Below are 20,106 nucleotides of genomic sequence, written 5' to 3' on the forward strand. Positions count from 1 at the left end.
TCAACCGGCCAAAAGGGACAGGAGCCAGGCCTTGAACGCGTTGTTGTACAGCGCGAGCGAGGTCAGGGCCGTGAGGAAGCCGAACGCGATCAGCGTGATGACGTCCGTCACCTTGTCGCGGACGGCCAGTTGCCCGTCGAACCCGGCGAACCGGAGCGCGGCGGCGACCATCAGCACGCCGCCCAGCGCGAACCCGCCCCAGCGCGGGTCCACCAACAGGATCACGAGCACGGCGGCGACCGCTCCCGCCACAATCAGCGGGAACGGTCCCCAGCGTTCACGTTCGTTCTCTCGGCTCAACGCTCTTCTATTGGCTTCCACTTCTGATCGCGCTCGCCAATGTATTCACTGTCGGGCCGGATCAGCCTGTTGTCGGCATGCTGCTCGATCACGTGCGCGGTCCAGCCGGACATGCGGCTGATCGAGAAGACGGGGGTGAACAGGTCCGTCGGGATGCCAAGGTAGTGGTAGACCGACGCCGCGTAGAAATCGACGTTCGGATAGAGGCCCTTCGTCTCGAAGACGACCTCCTCCATCTCCTTCGACATCCGGTAGTAGGTGTCGTCGCCGGCGGCCTCGGCCAGCTCGGCGGACATGCGGCGCAGGTGCGTGGCGCGCGGGTCCTCGGTCTTGTAGACGCGGTGGCCGAAGCCCATGATCTTCTCGCCCGCGGCGAGCTTGTCGCGCACGGCCTGGGCCACCCCGCCCGGCGGGATCGACTCCAGGGTCTTCATGACCTGCTCGTTCGCGCCGCCGTGCAGCGGGCCCTTGAGCGTGCCGATGGCCGCGACGATGGCCGAGTGCATGTCCGACAGGGTCGCGGCGCAGACGCGGGCGGCGAACGTCGAGGCGTTCATCGTGTGGTCGGCGTGCAGCACCAGGCACTCGTCGAAGATCTCGACGGCGCGCCGCTCGGGGGCGCGTCCGGTGACCTGGAGCAGGAAGTTTCCGGCGATGCTGAGCTCGGGGTCGGCCTCGGGGGCCGCGCCGCCGGTGCGCGCGGCGTGGTAGCGGGCGACCAGCACGGGCTGCTGCGCGGTCAGGCGGGCCGCCTTGCGCAGGTTCGCGTCGGGGGCGGTGGAGTCCTTGTCGGGGTCGTCGGCGCCGGAGAGTGAGACGAGGGAGCGGAGCGCCTCCATGGGTTTCTGCTTCTCGGCGATCTCCGCCACGTTCGCGGCGACCAGCGCGCCGAGCTCCCGGCCCTGGGCCAGGTCGGCGCCGTACGCCTCCAGCTGGGCCCGGTCGGGCAGCCTGCCGTGCTGCAGCAGGTACGCGGTCTCCTCGAACGTCGCTCGGCCGGCCAGGTCGTGGATGTCGTATCCACGGTAGAAGAGCCGACCGGCCTTGCCGTCGATGTCGCTCAGCGCTGTGGACGCGGCTACGACATCGGCCAGGCCTTTCGTGGGCTTGTCCGCCATGAGTGTTTCCTCCGCTTATCTTCCTCCGAAGTCTACCCGTGAGCAGGTAAAACCGTCCGCAGAGGTCCAGACCAATTTCACGTGGGATTCTCCTTTCGGCAAAGGCGATTCCGCATCCCCTCGGTTGGGTAAGCCGGAGCTGTAGTAATAGTTACGGCGGGCTACCTGGGGAGGAACTGCCGTGGAGGGGCCGTTCATACGCATCGAGGACACCGGCGACGTGGTCCCGTTGCGCCCCGAGATCACGACGGTCGGGAGAGGCCGGGGTGTGGACATCCGGCTCACCGACCCCAGTGTGTCTCGACTCCATGCCGAGTTCGTCAGACGAGGACCCTACCTGTACGTCGTTGACCTGGGCCTGTCCCGCAACGGCACACGGGTGAACGGCAGGCCGATCGCCCGGAGGGTCCTCGACGACGGCGACGTCGTCTCGTTCGGCGCGGCGCGGGGTCGCATCGGTGGAGTCCCCCGTGAGGACTTCACCCCCGAGGTCGAGCTGCGCAGGGCGGCGGCGCCCGAGCTGACCAGGCGCGAGGTCGATGTGCTGACCTCGCTCTGCAGGCCGGCGCTGTCCGACGAGGCGTTCGTCGCTCCGGCGACGGCGCGCGAGATCGCCGACGACCTGGTCGTGACCGAAGCCGCGGTCAAGCAGCACCTGCTGCGGCTGTACCAGAAGTTCAGGATTCCTGAGGGCACCAACCGCCGCACGCGCCTCGCCAACGAGGTCGTCGCGCTCGGGCTGGTGCGCCCGACCCCTGTGGTGCCACCACAGCGGTCGGCGGGCGCCGCGGCTGAGCAGCAGCCGTCGGCGGCCGGTAGGAGGGCTTCCTAGAGGGAGCCAGATCGCGACCGGGGCTTCGGCGAGGGGTTCCGGCAGCGTCGGGACCATCGAGAGATCACCGTGCTCATCCCTGCTGGGCGCGGAACGGGCGACGGCGGGCGACCGCGGGCCGACAGGCCGGTGGCGCGCGCCGTGCTCGTCGCCGGTCAGGGAACGTGCCGGCGACGCGCGCTGATGAGCCATGCGCGCGGCGCCGGAGGTCGACGTTCCTTCACCGGTGTCTTCAGATCACCCGGAAACCGCGGCTGGGCTTGCTGGTCCTGTTGGCCCGGTCGACGGCGACCGCGTAGTAGTGGTCGCCGCGCTTGCCGTCGGGGTCCGTCCAGCGGATCTGGCGGTCGGCGGGCACGACCGCGACCAGGTTGCGCGCGTCGGCGAAGGCGTTCTGGCCGGCCTCGCCCGGGAAGCGGAAGATGGCGAACTGGAACGGCTCGTCCCGGCCGGTGGCCACCACGCGCACCTCGACGCCGCCGGTGCGGCGCAGCGCGTACGCCACCACCGGGCGGCGCGGCGGCTCGCCGTTCGCCAGGCGGGGCAGCACGGGCGCGAGCGCGGGCCGCTGGTAGTGGTCGTTGACGGCGGTCGTGATGGAGGCGAGCCGGTCCACCTTGACGTCGTTGGCGTTGTACCAGATGTCACCGCTGACCTCGGGGTGGGCGCGGTTGAGCGTCAGGTGCCTGGACAGCTCGTCCGGCTTCTGCCACTCGGCGGCCTGAGCGGGGTCGCCCGCCTTGTACGCCGCCTGCCCGATCCACAGCAGCGTGTTCGTGCCCGCGGCCACGTCCGACCACCACGGGACGAGCTTGGAGTAGTCGGCCGGCGGCTGCCCGATGTACCAGTAGAGCTGCGGCGCGATGTAGTCCAGCCAGCCCTTCTTGACCCAGCCGCGGGTGTCGGCGTGCAGGTTGTCGTAGGACTGGCCGCCGTTGGTCTCGGAGCCGAGCGGGTCGGTGCCCTTGTTGCGCCAGATGCCCGACGGGCTGATGCCCCAGGCGATCTCCGGCTTGGCCTGCAGGACGCGCTGCTGCATCTCGCTGACCATGAGGTCGACGTTGTTGCGCCGCCAGGAGGCCAGGTCGGGGAAGCCGGCGCCGTACTTGGCGAACGCGGCGCTGTCGTCGAAAGCAGTGGTGTTGGTCGGGTAGAAGTAGTCGTCGAAGTGCAGGCCGTCGATGTCGTAGCGGGTGATCGCGTCCATCATCGCGTCCTGGCAGAACTTGCGGACCTCGGGCATGCCCGGGTTGTAGTAGAGCTTGCCGCCGAACGGCAGGATCCAGTCGGGGTTCTTGCGGCCGGGGTGATCGGGGTGCAGCTTGCCCGGGTCGGGCTGCATCGACACGCGGTAGGGGTTGAACCAGGCGTGGAAGGCCAGGCCGCGCTTGTGGGTCTCCTCCACGGCGAACCCGAGCGGGTCGTAGCCGGGGTCCTGGCCCTGGGTGCCGGTCAGGTACTGCGACCAGGGCTCGAACGGCGACGGCCAGAACGCGTCGGCGGTCGGCCTGATCTGCACGAACACGGAGTTGAGCTTGCGCTGCACGGCCACGTCGAGCCAGGCCAGGTATTCGGCCTTCTGCTCGTCGGCGCTCAGCCCCGGCTTCGAGGGCCAGTTGATGTTGACCACGGAAGCGATCCACATGCCGCGCATCTGACGCAGCGGGGGGACGTAGTCTGCCTGGGCGAAGGCCGGCAGCGGCACGGCGGACGCGGCGGCGGCGAGAGCGAGACCCTTCAGGAGAGTCCTTCTGCTGGGCATGGGGGGTGGCCTCTCGACAATGGTTGTGTCGAGGGCGACGATGACAGAAAATTACCTTCAGATCAACAACCGTGAAGGAAAATGCCGCATGAGCGCAGAGCTGGTCCGACTTGCGATGACGGTGCTCCAGCCGGGGTTCGAAGGGACGTCGCCTCCCGACTGGCTGCGCCGCGCGCTGGGCGAGGGCCTGGGCGGCGTCATCCTGTTCGCCCGCAACTCCATCGGCGAGCAGCTCGTCCGTTCGGTGCGCGCCGAGAACCCCGGCGCGATCGTCGCGATCGACGAGGAGGGCGGCGCGGTCACCCGGCTCGAAGTGCTCGCCGGCAGCTCCTTCCCCGGCAACCGGGCGCTGGGCGTGGCCGACGACGTCGAGCTGACCGAGCGGGTCGGCCGGCAGATCGGCAGGATGCTCGCCGAACTCGACATCTCCCTCGACTACGCCCCCTCCGCCGACGTGAACGCCAACCCGGAGAACCCGGTCATCGGCGTGCGCTCGTTCGGTCCCGATCCCGAGCTGGTCGCCCGGCACACCGTCGCGTACGTGGCCGGGGTGCAGGGCGCGGGCGTGGCCGCCTGCGCCAAGCACTTCCCGGGGCACGGCGACACGACCACCGACTCCCACCTGGCGCTGCCCACCGTGCACGCCTCGCGGGCGGTGCTCGACGAGCGCGACCTGCCGCCGTTCCGGGCCGCCATCGCGCACGGGGTGCGCTCGATCATGTCCGGCCACCTGCTCGTGCCCGCGCTCGATGCGTCGATGCCGGCCACGCTCAGCCACAGCGCCCTGACCGACCTGCTCAGGGGCGAGCTCGGCTTCGACGGCGTGGTGGTCACCGACGCGATCGAGATGCAGGCCGTGGCCGCCATGTTCGGCCCAGGCGAGATCGCGGTGCGCGCGCTGGCCGCCGGCGTCGACACCATCTGCGCCGGCCGGGCCGACGAGCGGAGCCTGCACGAGATGCGCGACGCCATCGTCGAGGCGGTGCGCACGGGCCGGCTGGCCGAGGAGCGGCTGGCCGAGGCGGCCGGCCGGGTGCTCGCCCTGTCCACCTGGTACGCCGAGCGGTCGGAGCTGCGCGAGAAGGCCCGCGCCGACATCGACGAGGGCGTCGGCCTGGAGGCCGCCAGGGCCGCGCTGACCACGACCGGTACCGCCGTGCTCGACCGGGGGCCGCTGGTCGTGGAGGTCAACACCCGGCTCAACCAGGCGGTCGATCCCGCCACGCCGACCGGCATCGCGGCGGCGCTGGCCGCCCGGCTGCCGAACACCGCCAGGGTGCGCCTCGACCGCGACGGCGACCTGCCCGCCTTCGACGACCGTCCCGTGGTGCTCGTGGTGCACGACACGGCCCGGCACCCGTGGGTACGCGAGGCGCTGGCACGGGCGCTGGCCGTCCGGCCCGACGCGATCGTGGTGGACACCGGCATCAGCGACGCGCCCGTCGGGGCCGCCCACGTCGCCACGCACGGCATCTCCCGCGTCTCCGCGCAGGCGGCGGCCGAATGGCTGACCCGTTGAACACCGAGCCCGCGAACCCGGTCGCCACCGTGCGCGCGGTGCTGCCGTCGCTGACCCCGGCGGCGCAGGCCATCGGGCGCATCATCCTGGACGACCCGGGGCTGGTCGTGCGGAGCACGATCACCGAGTTCAGCGCGGTGTCGGGCACCAGCGAGGCCACGATCGTGCGCACCGCGCGGGCGCTCGGCTTCGCCGGCTACTCGCAGATGCGCTTCGCGCTGGCCGCCGCCGTGGCCAAGCAGCCCGAACGCCTGGTGCCCGGCGACCTGGCCCCCGACGACCCGCTGACCGACGTGATCGCCAAGGTGGCGCGGGCGGAGTCCGACGCGCTGGCGGACACGGCGGCGCAGCTCGACCCCGACCAGCTCGGCGAGGTCGTCCAGGCCATCGCGGTGGCCCGGCGGGTGGACGTCTACGGCGTGGCGGCCTCTGGGCTGGTGGCCGCCGACATGTCGCAGAAGCTGCTGCGCATCGGCCTGTCCAGCCATCCGTTCAGCGACGCCCACCTGGCCCTGACCAGCGCGGCGCTGCTGCGGGACGGCGACGTGGCGGTGGCCATCAGCTGCAGCGGCGAGACCCCCGACGTGCTGGTCCCGGCCCGTACGGCGGCCGAGGCGGGGGCGCTGATCGTGGCCATCACCAACAACCCGCGCTCGTCGCTGGCCGACCTGGCCAGCCACACTCTGGTGTCGGCCGGCCGGGAGACCGCCTTCCGGCCCGGCGCGCTGGCCAGCCGGATCAGCCAGCTGCTGATCGTCGACTGCATCTTCGTCGGCCTGGCCCAGCGCACCTACGACCGGGCCGAGGCGGCGATCCGGGCCACCCGCGACGCGACCGACCGCTACCGCAACCGGTGACGGACGACCGGCGACCGGCGACCGGCGAGCGTCAGGGCGTCAGGGCGTCAGGCGCGGGTCACCGAGACCTTCGCCAGGTCGGCCTCGATGCGTGCCGCCGTGGCCAGGAGCTCCGGCAGCAGCCCCGTCCTGACCTGGTGCAGGCTGGTACGGCCGGCGTGCGTGGAGACGTTCACGGCGGCGACCGTACGGCCGGCGTGGTCGCGTACGGGCGCGGCGACCGACCGCAGGCCCTCCTCCAGCTCCTGGTCCACCATCGCCCAGCCGCGCAGGCGCACCTGCTCCAGCTCGGCCCGCAGCGCGTCGGGCAGCACGACGGTCCTGGAGGTCAGCCGGCGTAACGCGGCCCGCCCCAGGTAGTCGTCCAGGTCGCCGGACGGCAGGGCGGACAGCAGCACCCGGCCCATCGACGTGCAGTAGGCCGGGAAGCGGGTGCCGATGCTGATCGACACGCTCATGATCCGGGCGGTGGCGACGCGGGCGACGTACACGACGTCCTCGCCGTCGAGGACCGCGACCGAGGCGGACTCGTGCACCTCGGCGGCCAGGCGTTCCAGGTGGGGGCCGGCGACCTCGGGCAGCGACAGGCCGGACAGGTAGGCGTACCCCAGCTCCAGGACGCGGGGGGTGAGCGCGAACAGCCGGCCGTCGTTGCGCACGTAACCGAGGTCGGTGAGCGTGATGAGGAAACGCCTGGCGGCGGCGCGGCTGAGGCCGGTCGCCCGCGCCACCTGACTGAGCGTCAGCTCGGGCGCCGCGGCGCTGAACGCGCGGATCACCGCCAGCCCTCTGGCCAGCGACTGCACATGATCGACCATGGTGATCCCTTGACAGAAGCCGACAAGGGCGTAGTTTCCGCCATATGGGGCTGTTCGGACAGAGAATACCTGTGCGCATAGCGAACACCTAGGAGCAGCCGTGCGTCGCGCTCTCATCATCCTCGCCGCCCTGCTCGTGGCCGCCTGCGGCGGCCCGCGGCCGGGCACGACGGCGGAAGGCAAGGACCGGGTCAACGCCGGAGTGATCGCGATCGTCGACACCGCGCCCATCCACCTGGGCAAGGCCAAGGGCTTCTTCGCCGAGCAGGGCATCGACCTGACGATCACCCCCGTGCAGGGCGGCGCGGCCAGCATCTCGGGGGCGGTCGGCGGGCAGTTCCAGTTCGCCTTCGCCAACACCACCTCGCTGCTGACCGCCAAGCAGCAGGGGCTGGACGTGAAAGTGGTGGCCAACGGCGTCTCCTCGACCGGGCGGCCGGGCGAGGACTTCAGCGCGGTGCTGGTCGAGCCGGACAGCCCGATCAAATCGGCCAAGGACCTGGCGGACCGGCGGATCTCGGTCAACCAGCTCAAGAACATCGGCGACACGACCATCCGGGCCTCGGTCCGCAAGGCGGGCGGCGACCCCGACGGCATCGAGTTCGTCGAGCTGCCCTTCCCCGACGCGCCCGCCGCCCTGCGCAGCGGCCGGGTGGACGCCATCTGGGTGGTCGAGCCGTTCGTCAGCCAGGCGATCAGCCAGGGCGCGCGGCCGGTGGCCTGGAACTTCGCCGAGGCGGCCCCCGGCCTCACCGTCGCCATGTACTTCACCACCGGCCGGACCGACCCCGGCCTGACCGAACGGTTCACCGCGGCGATGCGCAGGTCGCTGGAGTACGCCGACGGCCATCCCGACGAGGTGCGGCAGATACTCGGGACGTACACGAAGATCGCGCCCGAGGTGATCGCGAAGATCCACCTGCCGAAGTGGCCGGTCGAGGTCAATAAGGCGTCCGTGCAGACCATCGCCGACCTGGCGCTGGCCGACGGCGTGCTGACGAAGAGGATCGACGTGTCCGCGCTGGTCCCGTGAGGCGCGACCTCCTCCACGGGCTCGCCGGGCTGGGCGGCCTGCTCGCGCTGGTGGAGGCCGTGCCGCGGCTGGGCCTGGTGGACGAGCGGTTCCTGCCCCCGGCCACGCGGATACTGGGCGCGCTCGCCACCGAGCTGGCCACGGCCCGGCTCTGGATCGCGCTCGGCGAGACCATGCGCGGCTGGGCGCTCGGGCTTGCGCTGGCGTTCTGCGCGGCGGTCGCGGCGGGCGTGCTGATCGGGACCGTGCCGGGGCTGCGGGCGCTGACCGGTTCGACGGTCGAGTTCCTGCGGCCGATCCCGTCGGTCGCGCTGGTGCCGCTGGCCACGCTGCTGTTCGGCGCCACGCTGGGCTCGACGCTGCTGCTCGTGGTGTACGCCGCCTTCTGGCAGGTGCTCATCCAGGTCCTGTACGGCGTCGCCGCCGTCGATCCGGTCGCCCACGACACCGCCCGCTCGTACGGGTTGTCGGCCTGGTCGCGGATCAGGCACCTGGTGTGGCCGACGGCGCTGCCGTACGTGATGACCGGGCTCCGGCTGGCGGCGGCGGTGGCGTTCATCCTGGCGGTGACGGCCGAGCTGGTGATCGGCAGCCCGGGACTCGGCGCGGAGATCCAGGTGGCGCAGAGCAGCGGCGCCGTGCCGACCGTGTACGCGCTGATCGTGCTCGCGGGCGGCGTGGGCATCGTGGTCAACGCGGCGGTGCGGCTGCTCGAACGTAGGGTGCTGGCCTGGCATCCGGCCGTGCGCTCGGAGGCGGCGGCGTGAGGGCGCTCAGGCTGGTCGCCCTGCCCGCGGCGCTGGTGCTGGTCTGGTGGGCGGTCGGCGGCAGCACGTTCTACCTGCCGGGCCCGGCCGAGGTGGGCCGGGCCTTCGCCACGACGTGGTTCTCCCGGCGGCTGCTCGACGACGTGCTGCCGAGCCTCGCGCGGCTGCTGGCGGGGTACGCGGTGGCCGGGCTGCTCGGGGTGGGGCTCGGCGTGCCGATCGGGTTGTCGCGGCGGCTGCGGGCCACCCTGGAGCCGGTGCTGGAGTTCTTCAGGGCCGTCCCGCCGCCGGTGCTGGTGCCGCTGATCATGTTGCTGGCCGGGATCGACACGGCCATGAAGGTGCTGGTCATCGTGTCGGGTTGCCTGTGGCCCGTCCTGCTCAACACCGTGGAGGGCGTACGGGCGCTGGACGAGGTGCTGTCGGACACCTGCCGCATGTACGGCGTGCGCGGCGCCTCCAGGCTGCGCCGGTTCGTGCTGCGCGGCGCGAGCCCGCAGATCATGACCGGGCTGCGGCAGGCGCTGTCCATCGGGATCATCCTCATGGTCATCAGCGAGATGTTCGGCGGGTCGAGCGGGCTCGGGTTCACGATCGTGCTGTTCCAGCGGCAGTTCCAGATCGCCGAGATGTGGAGCGGGATCCTGCTGCTCGGGCTGCTCGGCCTCGGGTTGTCGCTGCTCTTCGGCCGCCTGGAGCGGTGGGTCCTGGCCTGGTACCACGGCAGCGGAGCCGCCCGTGCTTGAGATCTCCGGGCTGAACAAGGTCTACCGGAGCCCCGGCCGCCGGGTGGAGGCGATCGGCTCGGTCACGTTCGGCGTCGCGGCGGGCGAGCTGGTGTGCGTGGTGGGGCCGTCCGGCTGCGGCAAGACGACGCTGCTGCGGTGCGTGGCCGGGCTGCTGCCGGTCAGCGGGGGCGAGGTGCGGGTGGCCGGCGAGCCGGTGACCGGGCCGCCGCCGCGCATGGCCGTGGTCTTCCAGGAGTACGGCCGCAGCCTGTTCCCCTGGATGACCGTCCGGCAGAACGTCGAGCTGCCGCTGAAGGAGAAGCGGGTGCCGCGCGCCCGGCGGGCGGACCTGGTGACCGGATCGCTGGCGGCGGTCGGGCTGGCCGACGTGGCCGGCGCCCATCCGTGGCAGCTCTCGGGCGGCATGCAGCAGCGCGTGGCGATCGCGCGGGCCGTGGCCTACGAGCCGCAGGTCCTGCTCATGGACGAGCCGTTCGCCGCCGTGGACGCGCAGACCAGGGCCGACCTGGAAGACCTGATCCTGCGGCTCTGGCGGGACCTGGAGGTGACCACGCTGTTCGTCACCCACGACATCGACGAGGCCGTCTACCTGGGGCAACGGGTGATCGTGTTGTCGTCGTCGCCGACGTCGGTCATGGAGGACCTGCCCATCGACCTGCCGCGCGACCGGGACCAGCTCGCCACCCGGTCGCTGCCGCGTTTCGGCGAGCTGCGCGGGCAGGTCTACCGGCGGATCCAGCAGGCGAGAGGGGCGCAGTGAGCACGGTGAGGGCAGCGGCGTTCGAGGTGCTGCGGCGGTACGGCCTGACGACGATCTTCGGCAACCCCGGCTCGACCGAGGTGTCGCTGCTGACCGGGCTGCCGGACGACCTCCGCTTCGTGCTCGCGCTGCACGAGGGCTCGGTCGTCGGCATGGCCACCGGCTGGGCGATCGGGCACGCCGAGCCCGCGCTGGCCGTGCTGCACACCACGGCCGGGCTGGGCAACGCGGTGGGCGCCCTCGCCACGGCCCGGGTGAACCGGGCGCCCCTGGTCGTCCTGGTGGGGCAGCAGGACCGGCGGCACCTGGCGCTGGAGCCGTTCCTCGCCGGCCGGCTGGCCGGGCTGGCCGGCGACTACCCGGTGTGGACGGACCAGCCGGTGCGGGCACAGGACGTGCCGGGGGCGCTGGCCAGGGCCTTTCACGAGGCGGTCACGCACCGGGGCCCCGCGCTGGTCGTGGTGCCGATGGACGATTGGGACGCGCCCTTCGCCGGCGAGACCCCGGCGGCTCCGGCCCGGGTGCTGCGGCCCGCCGCCGTGCCCGACGCCGGCCTGGCGCCGCTGGTGGAGCTGCTGGCCGGGGCGCGGTCCCCGGCGATCGTGTCGGGGGCGGGAGCGGCTTGGGGGCCGCTGGTGGAGCTGGCCGAGCGGCTGGCGTGCCCGGTGTTCCAGGAGTCGTTCGGGGCGCTGGCGGGGTTCCCGCAGGACCATCCGCAGTACGCGGGGGTGCTGCCGGCCGACCGGGGGCGGCTGCGGGCCGTGCTGGCGCCGCATGACGTCGTGCTGGCCGTGGGGGCGCCGGTGTTCCGGCAGTACCCGTACGCGCCGGGGCCGCTGGTCGAGCCGGGCACGGCGGTCGCCGTGGTCACCGACGACCCGGCCGAGGCGCACCGGAGCCCGGCCGCCCTGGCCGTCCTGGCCCCGCCGGGGGCCGTCTGCGAGCGGCTGGCGGCCCTGCTGCCGGCCCGTCCCGCCGCTCCGGCGGCCGTGCCACCGGCCCCGGCTCCGGAGGTGCCCGGCGGGGAGCCGTTGCGGCCCGCGTACGTGCTGCGCGAGCTGGCCCGGCGGCTGCCCCGTGACGTCGTGCTGCTGGAGGAGACCCCGTCGTCCCGTCCTGACCTGCACCGGCTGGTCCCGGCCAGGAACCCGCTGGGTTTCGTCTCGGCGGCCATGGGCGGGCTCGGGTTCGCCGTGCCGGCCGCGGTCGGCCTGCGCATGGCGCTGCCCGGACGCCCGGTGGTCGCGGTCGTGGGCGACGGCTCGGCCCTCTACGGCATGCACGCCCTGTGGAGCGCCGCCCACTACCGGGTGGGCGCGCTGTTCGTCGTGCTCGCCAACGGCCGCTACGCGGTCATGGACCGGCTGGCCGACCGGCAGGGCGGCAAGGCCCCCTGGCCGCCGTTCGCGGAGGTGGACATGGCCGCGCTGGCCAGGTCGCTCGGCTGCCCCGCCCGGCGGGTGGACGGCCCCGCCGAGCTGGGGGCCGCGCTCGACGAGGTGATCCCGTCGCTGGCCGCCCGCGAGGAGCCCCTGCTGCTCGACGTCACCGTGGCCGTGGACCAGGACTTCCAGCCGTGAGCCGGCTCACCAGGCCGGAGGGCGCCGCCCGTCGTCGGCTGCGGGGTCGAAGCAGAGCTCGGGGGTGGCGTCCGGCTTGAAGACCTCGTCCAAGGTCCATCGCTCGTACGGGCGGGCGCACGGCGGCGCGCCGGCGATCGCCAGCTCGCGGGCGTCGAGGTCCATGACGACGGAGTAGACCGTGTGGCACTCCTCGGCCGGGCCGGCGTCGGGGTCGAGGTGGCGGCAGACGCCGTCGGGGTAGGAGTAGTGGTCGCGCAGGGCGGCGACGACATGTTCGAGGCCGACCGCGCGCTCGGCGGCGATGTCCTCCAGCAGGTGGCGCACGCGTTCGGGGCGCAGCAGGGTCAGGCCGGACCTGGCCGCCTTCATGTCCTCCAGCGGCAGCTCGGCCTCGAAGTGGTTGGCGTGGGTGAGCAGGCCGTCGCGCGGCAGCAGCGCGCCGAACGCGCCCGGAGCCACCTCAAGGTCGATGGCCTCGCCCCCGGCGTCGGCGATGAGCAGGTTGCCCGAGGAGACGCGCGGCACGTCGAGCACCTTGCGGTGGGCCCGGCTCATGCGGTCGGACTGCAGCACCCCGCGCAGCAGGAAGTGGTACGGGACCCCCGCCCCGGCGTGGTCGCGGTCGGACTGCAGGCGGTTGGCGCACACCCCGAGCCCCGCCGAGTTGAGCCCCGACTTGGCGAGCATGCCCGCCTCGGCCAGCGTGAGCACCGCGAACCCCTCGGTGTCGCGGGTGGCCAGCAGGAAGGTGACCGCGCCCTGCTCGGGATGCCAGTCCCAGTTCTGGGCGAGCAGGGTGTGGCCGTCGCGGGTGTACTTGGGCAGGACGGCCAGCGCGGTGCAGCCGTCGTCGTGGTAGCCGGTGCCGTCGAGCAGCTCGGTACGGGCGTTGAGCGCGGCGATGTGCTCGACCGGCCGGCCCGCGCCGGCCGCCAGGCCCTCCAGCATGGCGGCGATGCTCGGGTCGTACGCTCTGGCCACGTCGAGGAAGGTCTGGCCCCAGCGCAGCACGTCGGCCGAGGAGAGCCCGGACTTGTCACGGAAACGCCGCAGGTAGGTCTCGACGCTCCGCGCGACCAGGTCGGCGGTGCGGTGGCCGACCTCGGCCCCCATCTCCTCGTAGGTGCCCTCGACAGCGATGAGCGGGGTGTCCATGAATCGGCCTTCCGTGATGGGGGTGGGGCTCGCTCTTCTTCCCATTCCCCCCATCAGGGCTTCATCCCCCGATCACTCAGGAACGCTCGGCGGCCTCCACGACGTTGGACAGCAGCAGCGCGCGGGTCATCGGCCCGACCCCGCCCGGGTTGGGGGTGAGGAAACCGGCGACCTCCTCGACGTCGGGCGCCACGTCACCGGCGATCTTGCCGTGGACCCTGGAGACGCCCACGTCGAGGACGGCCGCGCCGGGCCTGACCATGTCACGCGTGATGAGCTCGGGCACGCCGGCCGCGGCCACGACGATGTCGGCGCGGCGCACGTGGGCGGCCAGGTCCTGGGTGCCGGTGTGGCAGAGGGTCACCGTGGCGTTCTCGCTGCGGCGGGTCAGCAGCAGGCCGAGCGAGCGGCCGACGGTGATGCCGCGGCCCACCACGACGACGTCGGCGCCCTTGATCGGCACGTCGTACTCCTGGAGCAGCAGCACGATGCCGTGGGGCGTGCAGGGCAGGGGCGCGTCGACCATGTGGACGAGGCGGCCGAGGTTGACCGGGTGGAGGCCGTCGGCGTCTTTGGCCGGGTCCATGCGCTCCAGCAGCGCCATCGTGTCGATCTGCGTCGGCAGCGGGAGCTGGACGATGTAGCCGGTGCAGGCCGGGGAGGCGTTGAGCTCGTCGACGGCCGCCTCGACGTCCTTCTGGGTGGCGGTGGACGGGAGGTCGACGCGGATGGAGGCGATGCCGACCTCGGCGCAGTCGCGGTGCTTGCCCGCGACGTAGATCTGGCTGCCCGGGTCGTCGCCCACCAGGACGGTGCCCAGGCCGGGCGTGATGCCGCGGTCCTTGAGCGCGGCCACCCGGGTCGCGAGGTCTGCCTTGATCCTGGCGGCTGTCGCCTTGCCGTCGAGTTTCACTGCGCTCATGCCGTCAATCCTTCCATGACTGCTCGGCTTCCCGGCACGGGCCGCGCGTTCGTCCACAGTTTTTCCACAGATGGGAGGCAGGCGGCGTCCGTTGTCCACAGGGAAACGATGACATCGTTGTCATCGATCAAGGAAGGGCATATCGTGTCGGGCGCCGACACCATGCCCGTGTCAGGCGCCGACACCATGCCCTACGGAGGTCCCCCTTGCGCGCCCGCTCTCCCCTGCCACGCCTCGGCGGCCTCCGTCGGCCCGGCCACCCCGTCCACTGATGACCTGCGTACTCGCCGTCGACATCGGCGGGACCAAGCTCGCCGCCGCGCTGGTCGACGAGGCCGGCTCGCTGCTGCGCTCGGCCACGCGGCCCACGCCGCGCGCCGACGTCATGTCCGCCCTGGCGGCCCTCGTCACGGAGGTGACCGGCGGGGGCCCTCCCCCGCACGCCGTCGGCGTCGGCTGCGCGGGCCCGCTCGACCTGACCACGGGCACGGTGAGCCCGGTGAACATGCCGAGCTGGCGCGGCTTCCCGCTGCGCGATGAGCTGCGGCGGCTGACCGGCCTGCCCGTGGTGCTGGCCGGCGACGCCCAGTGCATGGCGCTCGGCGAACACTGGCTGGGCGCCGGGCAGGGCAGCACGTCGCTGCTCGGCGTCGTCGTGTCCACCGGCATCGGCGGCGGCCTGGTGATCGGCGGCGCGCCGCTGCTCGGCCCGGCGGGCAACGCGGGGCACGTCGGCCACATGAGTGTCGATCCCGGCGGCGAGCGTTGCGAGTGCGGCGGCCGGGGCTGCGTCGAGCGCTACTCCAGCGGCCCCAACCTGGCCCGCTGGGCCCTGGAGAACGGCTGGGCGCCCACCGGCGACCGCGACGCCAGGGCGCTGGCCGCCGACGCGTCCGCCGGGCATCCGGTGGCGGTGGCGGCCTTCGAGCGCGGCGCCAGAGCGCTGGCCGGCCTGATCGCCTCCACGGCGGCCGCGGTCGAGCTCGACACCGTGGTCATCGGCGGCGGCGTGTCGGCGGCCGGCGCGGTGCTGTTCGGCCCGCTGGAGCGGGCGCTCGACGACGTGGCGGGGCTGGCGTTCGTCCGGGCGGTCCGGGTGCGGCCGACCACGCTGGGCGTGCGCGCGGGCCTGGCCGGGGCCGCCCGGCTGGCCTGGCGCCTGTCCGGCTAGTCGCGCTCGGCGAAGCGGGCCTCGCGGCGCTCGATGATCCGGCGGGTGTACGGGATGAGCTCGACGACCCGGCTGCCGAGGTACGCACCGATGAAGGCGAGGACCAGGAGGACAAACGGGCTGGTCGAGAAGCCGTTCATGGTCACGAAAGCATGCAGGGCCACGTCGAGCATGGAAACTCCGGGGGAATGAGCACAGCAGGGCGGCAATCAGGGTAACCGGGGAGTGCCGATGCTCGCCGCCAAAACGGATAAAGGGCAACAAGTGATCTCTTGTTGCCCTTTATCCGATGAACCGGTGATCAGTGGAAGAAGTGCCTGGTGCCGGTGAAGTAGAGGGTGACGCCCGCCTGCTCACAGGCGTCGATCACCTCCTGGTCCCGGATCGAGCCGCCCGGCTCCACGATCGCCTTGACCCCGGCCTCGATCAGCACCTGCGGCCCGTCGGGGAACGGGAAGAACGCGTCGGAGGCGGCGACCGAGCCGGCCGCCCGCTCCCCCGCCCGGCTGACCGCGAGGCGGCAGGAGTCGACCCGGTTGACCTGGCCCATGCCCACGCCCACCGTGGCGCCGCCGGCGGCCAGCAGGATGGCGTTCGACTTCACCGAGCGCGAGGCGCGCCAGGCGAAGGCCAGATCGGCCAGCAGCTCGGGCGAGGCGGCCGCGCCGGTCTTGAGCTCCCACGCCGACGGGTCGTCGCCGGCCGCGTCGATCCGGTCGACCGCCTGCAGCAGCAGGCCGCCGTCGACCCGGCGGAACTCCAGCGGCTGGGACGGCCCCTCCGGGCAGCGCAGCAGGCGCAGGCTCTTCTTGGCCCGCAACACCTCCAGCGCCTCCGCGCTGAAGCCGGGGGCGACGACGACCTCGGTGAACACGTCGGCGATCTGCCGGGCCAGCTCGACGGTGACCTCGCGGTTGACCGCGATCACGCCGCCGTAGGCCGAGACGGGGTCGCAGGCGTGGGCCTTGCGGTGGGCTTCGGCCACGTCGGCGCCGACGGCGATGCCGCACGGGTTCTGGTGCTTGATGATGGCCACGCACGGCTCGGCGAAGTCCCAGGCCGCTCGCCAGGCCGCGTCGGAGTCGAGGTAGTTGTTGTAGGACATCTCCTTGCCGTGGAGCTGCTCGGCGTTGGCCAGGCCGCCCGAGCCGGCGGTGTAGAGGGCGGCGCGCTGGTGCGGGTTCTCGCCGTAACGCAGGGTCGCCTTGCGCTCGTACGCGACGCCGGTGAACTCGGGGAACTCCTCCCCGCCCGCGTACGGCCCGGCGAACCAGTTGGCCACGGCCACGTCGTAGGCGGCGGTGTGGGCGTACGCGTCGCCGGCCAGGCGGCGGCGCTCGTGCAGCGTGAACCCGCCCTCGGCCAGCGCGGTGAGCACGTCGCCGTAGGCGGCGGGGTCGACCACGACCGCGCAGGTGGCGTGGTTCTTGGCGGCGCCCCTGATCATCGCGGGCCCGCCGATGTCGATCTGCTCGACGCAGTCCTCGTCGGAGGCCCCGGAGGCCACCGTCTGCTGGAACGGGTAGAGGTTGACCACCACGAGCTGGAACGGGTCGATCTCCAGCTCGTCGAGCTGGGCCACGTGGTGGGGCTTGGTGAGGTCGGCCAGCAGGCCGGCGTGCACGCGCGGGTGCAGCGTCTTGACCCGGCCGTCGAGGCACTCGGGGAAGCCGGTGAGCTGCTCCACCTTGGTCACCGGGATCCCGTGGGACGCGATCGCGGCGGCCGTGCCGCCTGTCGACACGATCTCCACGCCGGCGCCGTCGAGTGCCCTGGCCAGCTCTTCGAGCCCGGACTTGTCGTAGACAGCGATCAGCGCGCGCCGGATGGCGATGCGAGTCACGTGCTTTCCCCTCCTGATTGGTTGCCGATGCGGACGATGCGTCCGCTGACCGTCCAGCCCTCGCGGGCCATCCGGCCGACGATGTCGACGAGCAGGCGGCGCTCGACGGTCTTGATGCGCTCGTGCAGGACCGGCTCGTCGTCCTCCGGCAGCACGGGCACCGCCTCCTGGGCGACGATCGGCCCCGTGTCGATGCCCGCGTCGGCCAGCATCACCGTGCAGCCGGTCACCTTCACCCCGTGGGCCAGCGCGTCGCGCACGCCGTGGGCGCCGGGGAAGGACGGCAGCAGCGCCGGATGGGTGTTGAGCACGGGGAACGCGTCGAGCGTGGGCGCACCCAAAATCTTCATGAAGCCCGCCGACACCACCAGGTCGGGCTCGTACGATGCGATCCTGGCGGCGAGAGCGGCATCCCAGTCCGCCCGAGTCGCATGATCACCCAGTTTTTCTACAAATGTCGGGACATTTGCCCTGGTGGCCCTGGCCAGGCCCTCTATGCCGTCCCGATCCGCGCCCACCGCCACCACGCGCGCACCGTACGACGGGTCGGCGGAAGCGTCCAGCAGGGCCTGTAGGTTGGTTCCAGAGCCGGAGACGAGGACGACGAGCCGCCCAGCCTTTGACACGCACACTCCAAAGAATGGAAACAGGGTGGGGCTGACAGGGTATCTGTTCCTCGCCCGGCGACGCAGAGGAGGTCAGGTGTCGACACCGGTGCAGGCACCGGCGGGTCAGCAGCCCGCCGATTCAGCGGGTCGCCGTGCGATCTGGTTGTCCATCGCGGCGCTGGCCATGACGTTCATGCTGCCGCTCGCCGGCCTGGTCATGGCACTGTTCGCGCTCATGTCCGGCATCCGCGCGCTGCCGCGGCTCAAAGGCGCCCACAAGCCCACGGGCACGGCCGTCGGCGGCATCACCATCTCCTCCATCGCGCTGGCCCTGTCGGCGATGGCCACGGGGATGCAGCTCTACCTGATGGACGAATACTCCGCCTACCAGGAGTGCATGAAGGGCGCCGGCACGGTCTCGGCGCAGGGCGAGTGCTTCACCCAGTTCAGGGACGCCGCGCAGCGCAAGCTGCCGCCCGACGTCCTCCAGCTGCTCGGGGCGATGCAGTCCTAGTCGCGGTCCCAGGCGTAGGGGTCGACGTAGATGACGTGACCGCCGCGGTCGTCGGACTCGTCCACGATGTCCTTGCGCGGCGGGCGGGCCGGGTCTGCTGAGGGCTCGGCCGGGCGGGGGCGGGCCTGGGCCAGGGTCTCGGCCTCGGCGGAGGCGTGCTCGTCCTGCCAGTCGTCCCTGATGACCGGGATCTCCTGGGTGTCGGCCTCGGTGGCGTCCATCCAGTGGCCGGGCAGCGGGCGCGGGTCGGACTCGGCCAGGCCCACCTTGCTGGCCGCCTTGGCGATGGCCGCCCCCGCCTTGCGGACCGGGGCGGCGGCCTTGTCGAGCGGCGCGCGGGCCTTCTTGTTGAGCAGCAGCAGGTTGGCCACGCCCGCCGAGATGCCGGCCGCCACGCCCACCTCCAGGGCCACCGACAGGGCCACCTCCCAGGGGGACGGGCCGATCGCCGACAACCGGCCGCCGCCGATGGGCCCGCCGGACAGCGCGGCCAGCAGGCCGGCGACCAGGCCGGTGGAGACGCCGGTCAGGAAGCCCCACAGGGGGGCGGCCTCGTACGAATGCGAGGGCGAGATCCGGGCCACGAACACGCCCGCCACCGCGCCCGCCGCGAACGGCAGCGCGATCACCGCCATCATCCACGCGGGCACGGGCCCGCTCTCGGGCAGCGCGCCCAGCAACGGCAGGCTCGGCACCGTGCCGAGCTCGACGCCGGTCGGGGCGACCAGCGTGTCCGCGCCGATGGCGAAGCCGGGGCCGGCGATGTAGGAGGAGGCCCAGATCACGGCGTTGAGCAGGTAGAGGAGCTGGAGCAGCAACAGCAGCACGCCGCCGACGAAGCCCGGCGCGAGCACGTTCGACAGCTCCCTGACCTGGCCGAAGTTCAGCACGACCGCGACCAGCACCAGCCCCAGCCCGGACGCCAGCAGCGACGTGGTGGCGACCGCCGTGCCGACCGTGACGGCCCGCAGCCGCTCGGGCAGCAGCTTGAGCATGATCCGCCACGGGCCGATCATGCGCGCGGTGGCCAGCGAGCCCGCCAGGAAGGCCAGCACGAAGTGGCTGAGCAGCGCCTCGCCGATGAACGGCTGGGTGATCTCGTTCCTCGCCACCAGCGCGATCAGTCCGGCCAGCAGCGCGTAGGGGGCCGCCAGCGAGACGCCCGCCTGGCCGACCAGCACGAGCTGCGCGCGGCGGCGGGCGTTGGCCTGCTCGCGCGGGCTGTTCTTGGGCAGCCGGGCGGGCAGGCGCAGCCGCAGGTCGGCGTCGCGGGCCATCCACCGGCCGGCGCGGTAGAGCAGGAAGGCGGGCAGCACCATCAGCCCGAGGGGCAGCAGCCCGACCCGGCCGCCGGGCATCGCGAACCCGGCGTGGTGCGCGGCCAGCCAGAGCTGCGCCGCCGCGCGGAACACGCCGGGCAGGCCCGCGCCGAGCGTGCCGCGCGGCGCGGCGATCCAGCCGACGAGGGTGAGTGTGGTGAGCACGGCCAGGCCGACGCCGAGCGTGCAGGCGGCGGCGAGCATGCCCGACACGGGTAGCGGCCGCCTCGTCTCGTCGTCGTCGGTCGAGACCCCGGGGAGCTTGCCGAGCACCGACTTGGGGGCGGTACGCAACTGGTCGAGAATGGCCGTCACAGATGCGATTTTCTCAATCTTTCCCAACCATCGCTTGGTTGACGCGCCGCAGAGGGTCCACTTTGTCGCCGTGATGCCCCCGCGAACGCGCCCCGCCTTCTTTCCCCGCCCTTTACGCGCCGCCCCGGCGGCCCTCCGGGACATGGAAAAGCCCCGCATGG

General features: G+C 72.6%; 20 protein-coding genes. 10 read left to right on the top strand and 10 right to left on the bottom strand.

Annotated elements, in window-relative coordinates:
• On the bottom strand, positions 1 to 321 hold the full coding sequence (locus ABZ444_RS10270; protein WP_357994678.1) for a DUF3017 domain-containing protein: 321 nt from the start codon (positions 319 to 321) through the stop codon (positions 1 to 3).
• A complete protein-coding gene (locus ABZ444_RS10275) occupies positions 297 to 1,418 on the bottom strand; it encodes a citrate/2-methylcitrate synthase (RefSeq protein ID WP_357969721.1) in 1,122 nt (373 codons plus the stop codon). The genes ABZ444_RS10270 and ABZ444_RS10275 overlap by 25 nt, the downstream gene beginning before the upstream one ends.
• A gap of 181 nt (positions 1,419 to 1,599) precedes the next feature.
• Between ABZ444_RS10275 and ABZ444_RS10280 the strand changes: the two genes are divergently transcribed.
• Positions 1,600 to 2,250, top strand: a complete 651-nt coding sequence (locus tag ABZ444_RS10280; RefSeq protein ID WP_352362084.1) for an FHA domain-containing protein — start codon at positions 1,600 to 1,602, stop codon at positions 2,248 to 2,250.
• Positions 2,251 to 2,482: 232 nt separating this feature from the next.
• Here the strand turns inward: ABZ444_RS10280 and ABZ444_RS10285 are convergent, their stop codons facing one another.
• Entirely contained in the window at positions 2,483 to 4,012 is a 1,530-nt protein-coding gene (locus tag ABZ444_RS10285) for a family 10 glycosylhydrolase (RefSeq protein WP_357994679.1), read from the bottom strand.
• An 88-nt stretch (positions 4,013 to 4,100) separates the two neighbouring features.
• Between ABZ444_RS10285 and ABZ444_RS10290 the strand changes: the two genes are divergently transcribed.
• Together ABZ444_RS10290 and ABZ444_RS10295 are read left to right on the top strand one after the other, a co-directional pair.
• Complete coding sequence (locus ABZ444_RS10290) at positions 4,101 to 5,531, top strand: glycoside hydrolase family 3 protein (protein WP_357994680.1); 1,431 nt, start codon at positions 4,101 to 4,103, stop codon at positions 5,529 to 5,531.
• A complete protein-coding gene (locus tag ABZ444_RS10295; RefSeq protein WP_352328557.1) occupies positions 5,516 to 6,388 on the top strand; it encodes a MurR/RpiR family transcriptional regulator in 873 nt (290 codons plus the stop codon). Before ABZ444_RS10290 ends, ABZ444_RS10295 begins: the two co-directional genes overlap by 16 nt.
• 47 nt (positions 6,389 to 6,435) lie before the next feature.
• Here ABZ444_RS10295 and ABZ444_RS10300 read toward each other — a convergent pair whose 3' ends face one another.
• Positions 6,436 to 7,206: an IclR family transcriptional regulator C-terminal domain-containing protein gene (locus ABZ444_RS10300; RefSeq protein ID WP_357994681.1), complete on the bottom strand. Its 771-nt coding sequence runs from the start codon at positions 7,204 to 7,206 to the stop codon at positions 6,436 to 6,438.
• 100 nt (positions 7,207 to 7,306) lie between these two features.
• On the opposite strand from ABZ444_RS10300, the gene ABZ444_RS10305 reads away from it, so the two are divergent.
• Genes ABZ444_RS10305 through ABZ444_RS10325 form a run of 5 tightly spaced genes read left to right on the top strand, consistent with a single transcriptional unit; the run spans position 7,307 to position 12,095 of the window.
• Positions 7,307 to 8,239 carry an ABC transporter substrate-binding protein gene (locus ABZ444_RS10305; protein WP_357994682.1) on the top strand — a complete coding sequence of 311 codons (933 nt, stop codon included), beginning with the start codon at positions 7,307 to 7,309 and terminating at the stop codon, positions 8,237 to 8,239.
• Positions 8,236 to 9,006: an ABC transporter permease gene (locus ABZ444_RS10310; protein ID WP_357994683.1), complete on the top strand. Its 771-nt coding sequence runs from the start codon at positions 8,236 to 8,238 to the stop codon at positions 9,004 to 9,006. Before ABZ444_RS10305 ends, ABZ444_RS10310 begins: the two co-directional genes overlap by 4 nt.
• Positions 9,003 to 9,752 carry an ABC transporter permease gene (locus tag ABZ444_RS10315; protein ID WP_357994684.1) on the top strand — a complete coding sequence of 250 codons (750 nt, stop codon included), beginning with the start codon at positions 9,003 to 9,005 and terminating at the stop codon, positions 9,750 to 9,752. The genes ABZ444_RS10310 and ABZ444_RS10315 overlap by 4 nt, the downstream gene beginning before the upstream one ends.
• Positions 9,745 to 10,515: an ABC transporter ATP-binding protein gene (locus ABZ444_RS10320; RefSeq protein ID WP_357994685.1), complete on the top strand. Its 771-nt coding sequence runs from the start codon at positions 9,745 to 9,747 to the stop codon at positions 10,513 to 10,515. Before ABZ444_RS10315 ends, ABZ444_RS10320 begins: the two co-directional genes overlap by 8 nt.
• Complete coding sequence (locus tag ABZ444_RS10325) at positions 10,512 to 12,095, top strand: thiamine pyrophosphate-dependent enzyme (protein WP_357994686.1); 1,584 nt, start codon at positions 10,512 to 10,514, stop codon at positions 12,093 to 12,095. The genes ABZ444_RS10320 and ABZ444_RS10325 overlap by 4 nt, the downstream gene beginning before the upstream one ends.
• 6 nt (positions 12,096 to 12,101) lie before the next feature.
• On the opposite strand, the gene ABZ444_RS10330 is transcribed toward ABZ444_RS10325, so the two are convergent.
• Together ABZ444_RS10330 and ABZ444_RS10335 are read right to left on the bottom strand one after the other, a co-directional pair.
• Positions 12,102 to 13,253, bottom strand: coding sequence for a C45 family peptidase (locus ABZ444_RS10330; RefSeq protein WP_357994687.1), 1,152 nt, complete (start codon positions 13,251 to 13,253; stop codon positions 12,102 to 12,104).
• A 76-nt stretch (positions 13,254 to 13,329) separates the two neighbouring features.
• Complete coding sequence (locus tag ABZ444_RS10335; protein ID WP_357994688.1) at positions 13,330 to 14,175, bottom strand: bifunctional methylenetetrahydrofolate dehydrogenase/methenyltetrahydrofolate cyclohydrolase; 846 nt, start codon at positions 14,173 to 14,175, stop codon at positions 13,330 to 13,332.
• Positions 14,176 to 14,446: 271 nt separating this feature from the next.
• Between ABZ444_RS10335 and ABZ444_RS10340 the strand changes: the two genes are divergently transcribed.
• Positions 14,447 to 15,346, top strand: coding sequence for an ROK family protein (locus ABZ444_RS10340; RefSeq protein WP_357994689.1), 900 nt, complete (start codon positions 14,447 to 14,449; stop codon positions 15,344 to 15,346).
• Here the strand turns inward: ABZ444_RS10340 and ABZ444_RS10345 are convergent.
• The 3 genes from ABZ444_RS10345 to purN form a co-directional block, all read right to left on the bottom strand.
• A complete protein-coding gene (locus tag ABZ444_RS10345; RefSeq protein ID WP_357969691.1) occupies positions 15,343 to 15,519 on the bottom strand; it encodes a hypothetical protein in 177 nt (58 codons plus the stop codon). The genes ABZ444_RS10340 and ABZ444_RS10345 overlap by 4 nt on opposite strands.
• 128 nt (positions 15,520 to 15,647) lie before the next feature.
• Complete coding sequence (gene purH / locus ABZ444_RS10350; RefSeq protein WP_357969689.1) at positions 15,648 to 17,189, bottom strand: bifunctional phosphoribosylaminoimidazolecarboxamide formyltransferase/IMP cyclohydrolase; 1,542 nt, start codon at positions 17,187 to 17,189, stop codon at positions 15,648 to 15,650.
• Positions 17,186 to 17,815, bottom strand: a complete 630-nt coding sequence (gene purN, locus ABZ444_RS10355) for a phosphoribosylglycinamide formyltransferase (RefSeq protein WP_357994690.1) — start codon at positions 17,813 to 17,815, stop codon at positions 17,186 to 17,188. The genes purH and purN overlap by 4 nt, the downstream gene beginning before the upstream one ends.
• Before the next feature lie 76 nt (positions 17,816 to 17,891).
• Here purN and ABZ444_RS10360 point away from each other — a divergent pair, with 76 nt between their 5' ends.
• Positions 17,892 to 18,311 carry a hypothetical protein gene (locus tag ABZ444_RS10360; protein WP_357994691.1) on the top strand — a complete coding sequence of 140 codons (420 nt, stop codon included), beginning with the start codon at positions 17,892 to 17,894 and terminating at the stop codon, positions 18,309 to 18,311.
• Here ABZ444_RS10360 and ABZ444_RS10365 read toward each other — a convergent pair.
• Positions 18,308 to 19,945 (bottom strand): DUF6350 family protein, encoded by a 1,638-nt coding sequence (locus ABZ444_RS10365; protein WP_357994692.1) that lies wholly within the window; start codon positions 19,943 to 19,945, stop codon positions 18,308 to 18,310. The genes ABZ444_RS10360 and ABZ444_RS10365 overlap by 4 nt on opposite strands.
• Positions 19,946 to 20,106: the final 161 nt, after the last annotated feature.

Source organism: Nonomuraea sp. NPDC005730 (assembly GCF_040630865.1).
Taxonomy (GTDB): Bacteria; Actinomycetota; Actinomycetes; order Streptosporangiales; family Streptosporangiaceae; genus Nonomuraea.

Excerpts from the sequence above, each read along its gene's own strand:
- ABZ444_RS10345 (WP_357969691.1), bottom strand. The coding sequence starts at position 15,519 with ATGCTCGACGTGGCCCTGCATGCTTTCGTGACCATGAACGGCTTCTCG.
- ABZ444_RS10295 (WP_352328557.1), top strand. The coding sequence starts at position 5,516 with ATGGCTGACCCGTTGAACACCGAGCCCGCGAACCCGGTCGCCACCGTG.
- ABZ444_RS10290 (WP_357994680.1), top strand. The coding sequence starts at position 4,101 with ATGAGCGCAGAGCTGGTCCGACTTGCGATGACGGTGCTCCAGCCGGGG.
- ABZ444_RS10285 (WP_357994679.1), bottom strand. The coding sequence starts at position 4,012 with ATGCCCAGCAGAAGGACTCTCCTGAAGGGTCTCGCTCTCGCCGCCGCC.
- ABZ444_RS10340 (WP_357994689.1), top strand. The coding sequence starts at position 14,447 with ATGACCTGCGTACTCGCCGTCGACATCGGCGGGACCAAGCTCGCCGCC.
- ABZ444_RS10275 (WP_357969721.1), bottom strand. The coding sequence starts at position 1,418 with ATGGCGGACAAGCCCACGAAAGGCCTGGCCGATGTCGTAGCCGCGTCC.
- ABZ444_RS10335 (WP_357994688.1), bottom strand. The coding sequence starts at position 14,175 with ATGAGCGCAGTGAAACTCGACGGCAAGGCGACAGCCGCCAGGATCAAG.
- ABZ444_RS10330 (WP_357994687.1), bottom strand. The coding sequence starts at position 13,253 with ATGGACACCCCGCTCATCGCTGTCGAGGGCACCTACGAGGAGATGGGG.
- ABZ444_RS10300 (WP_357994681.1), bottom strand. The coding sequence starts at position 7,206 with ATGGTCGATCATGTGCAGTCGCTGGCCAGAGGGCTGGCGGTGATCCGC.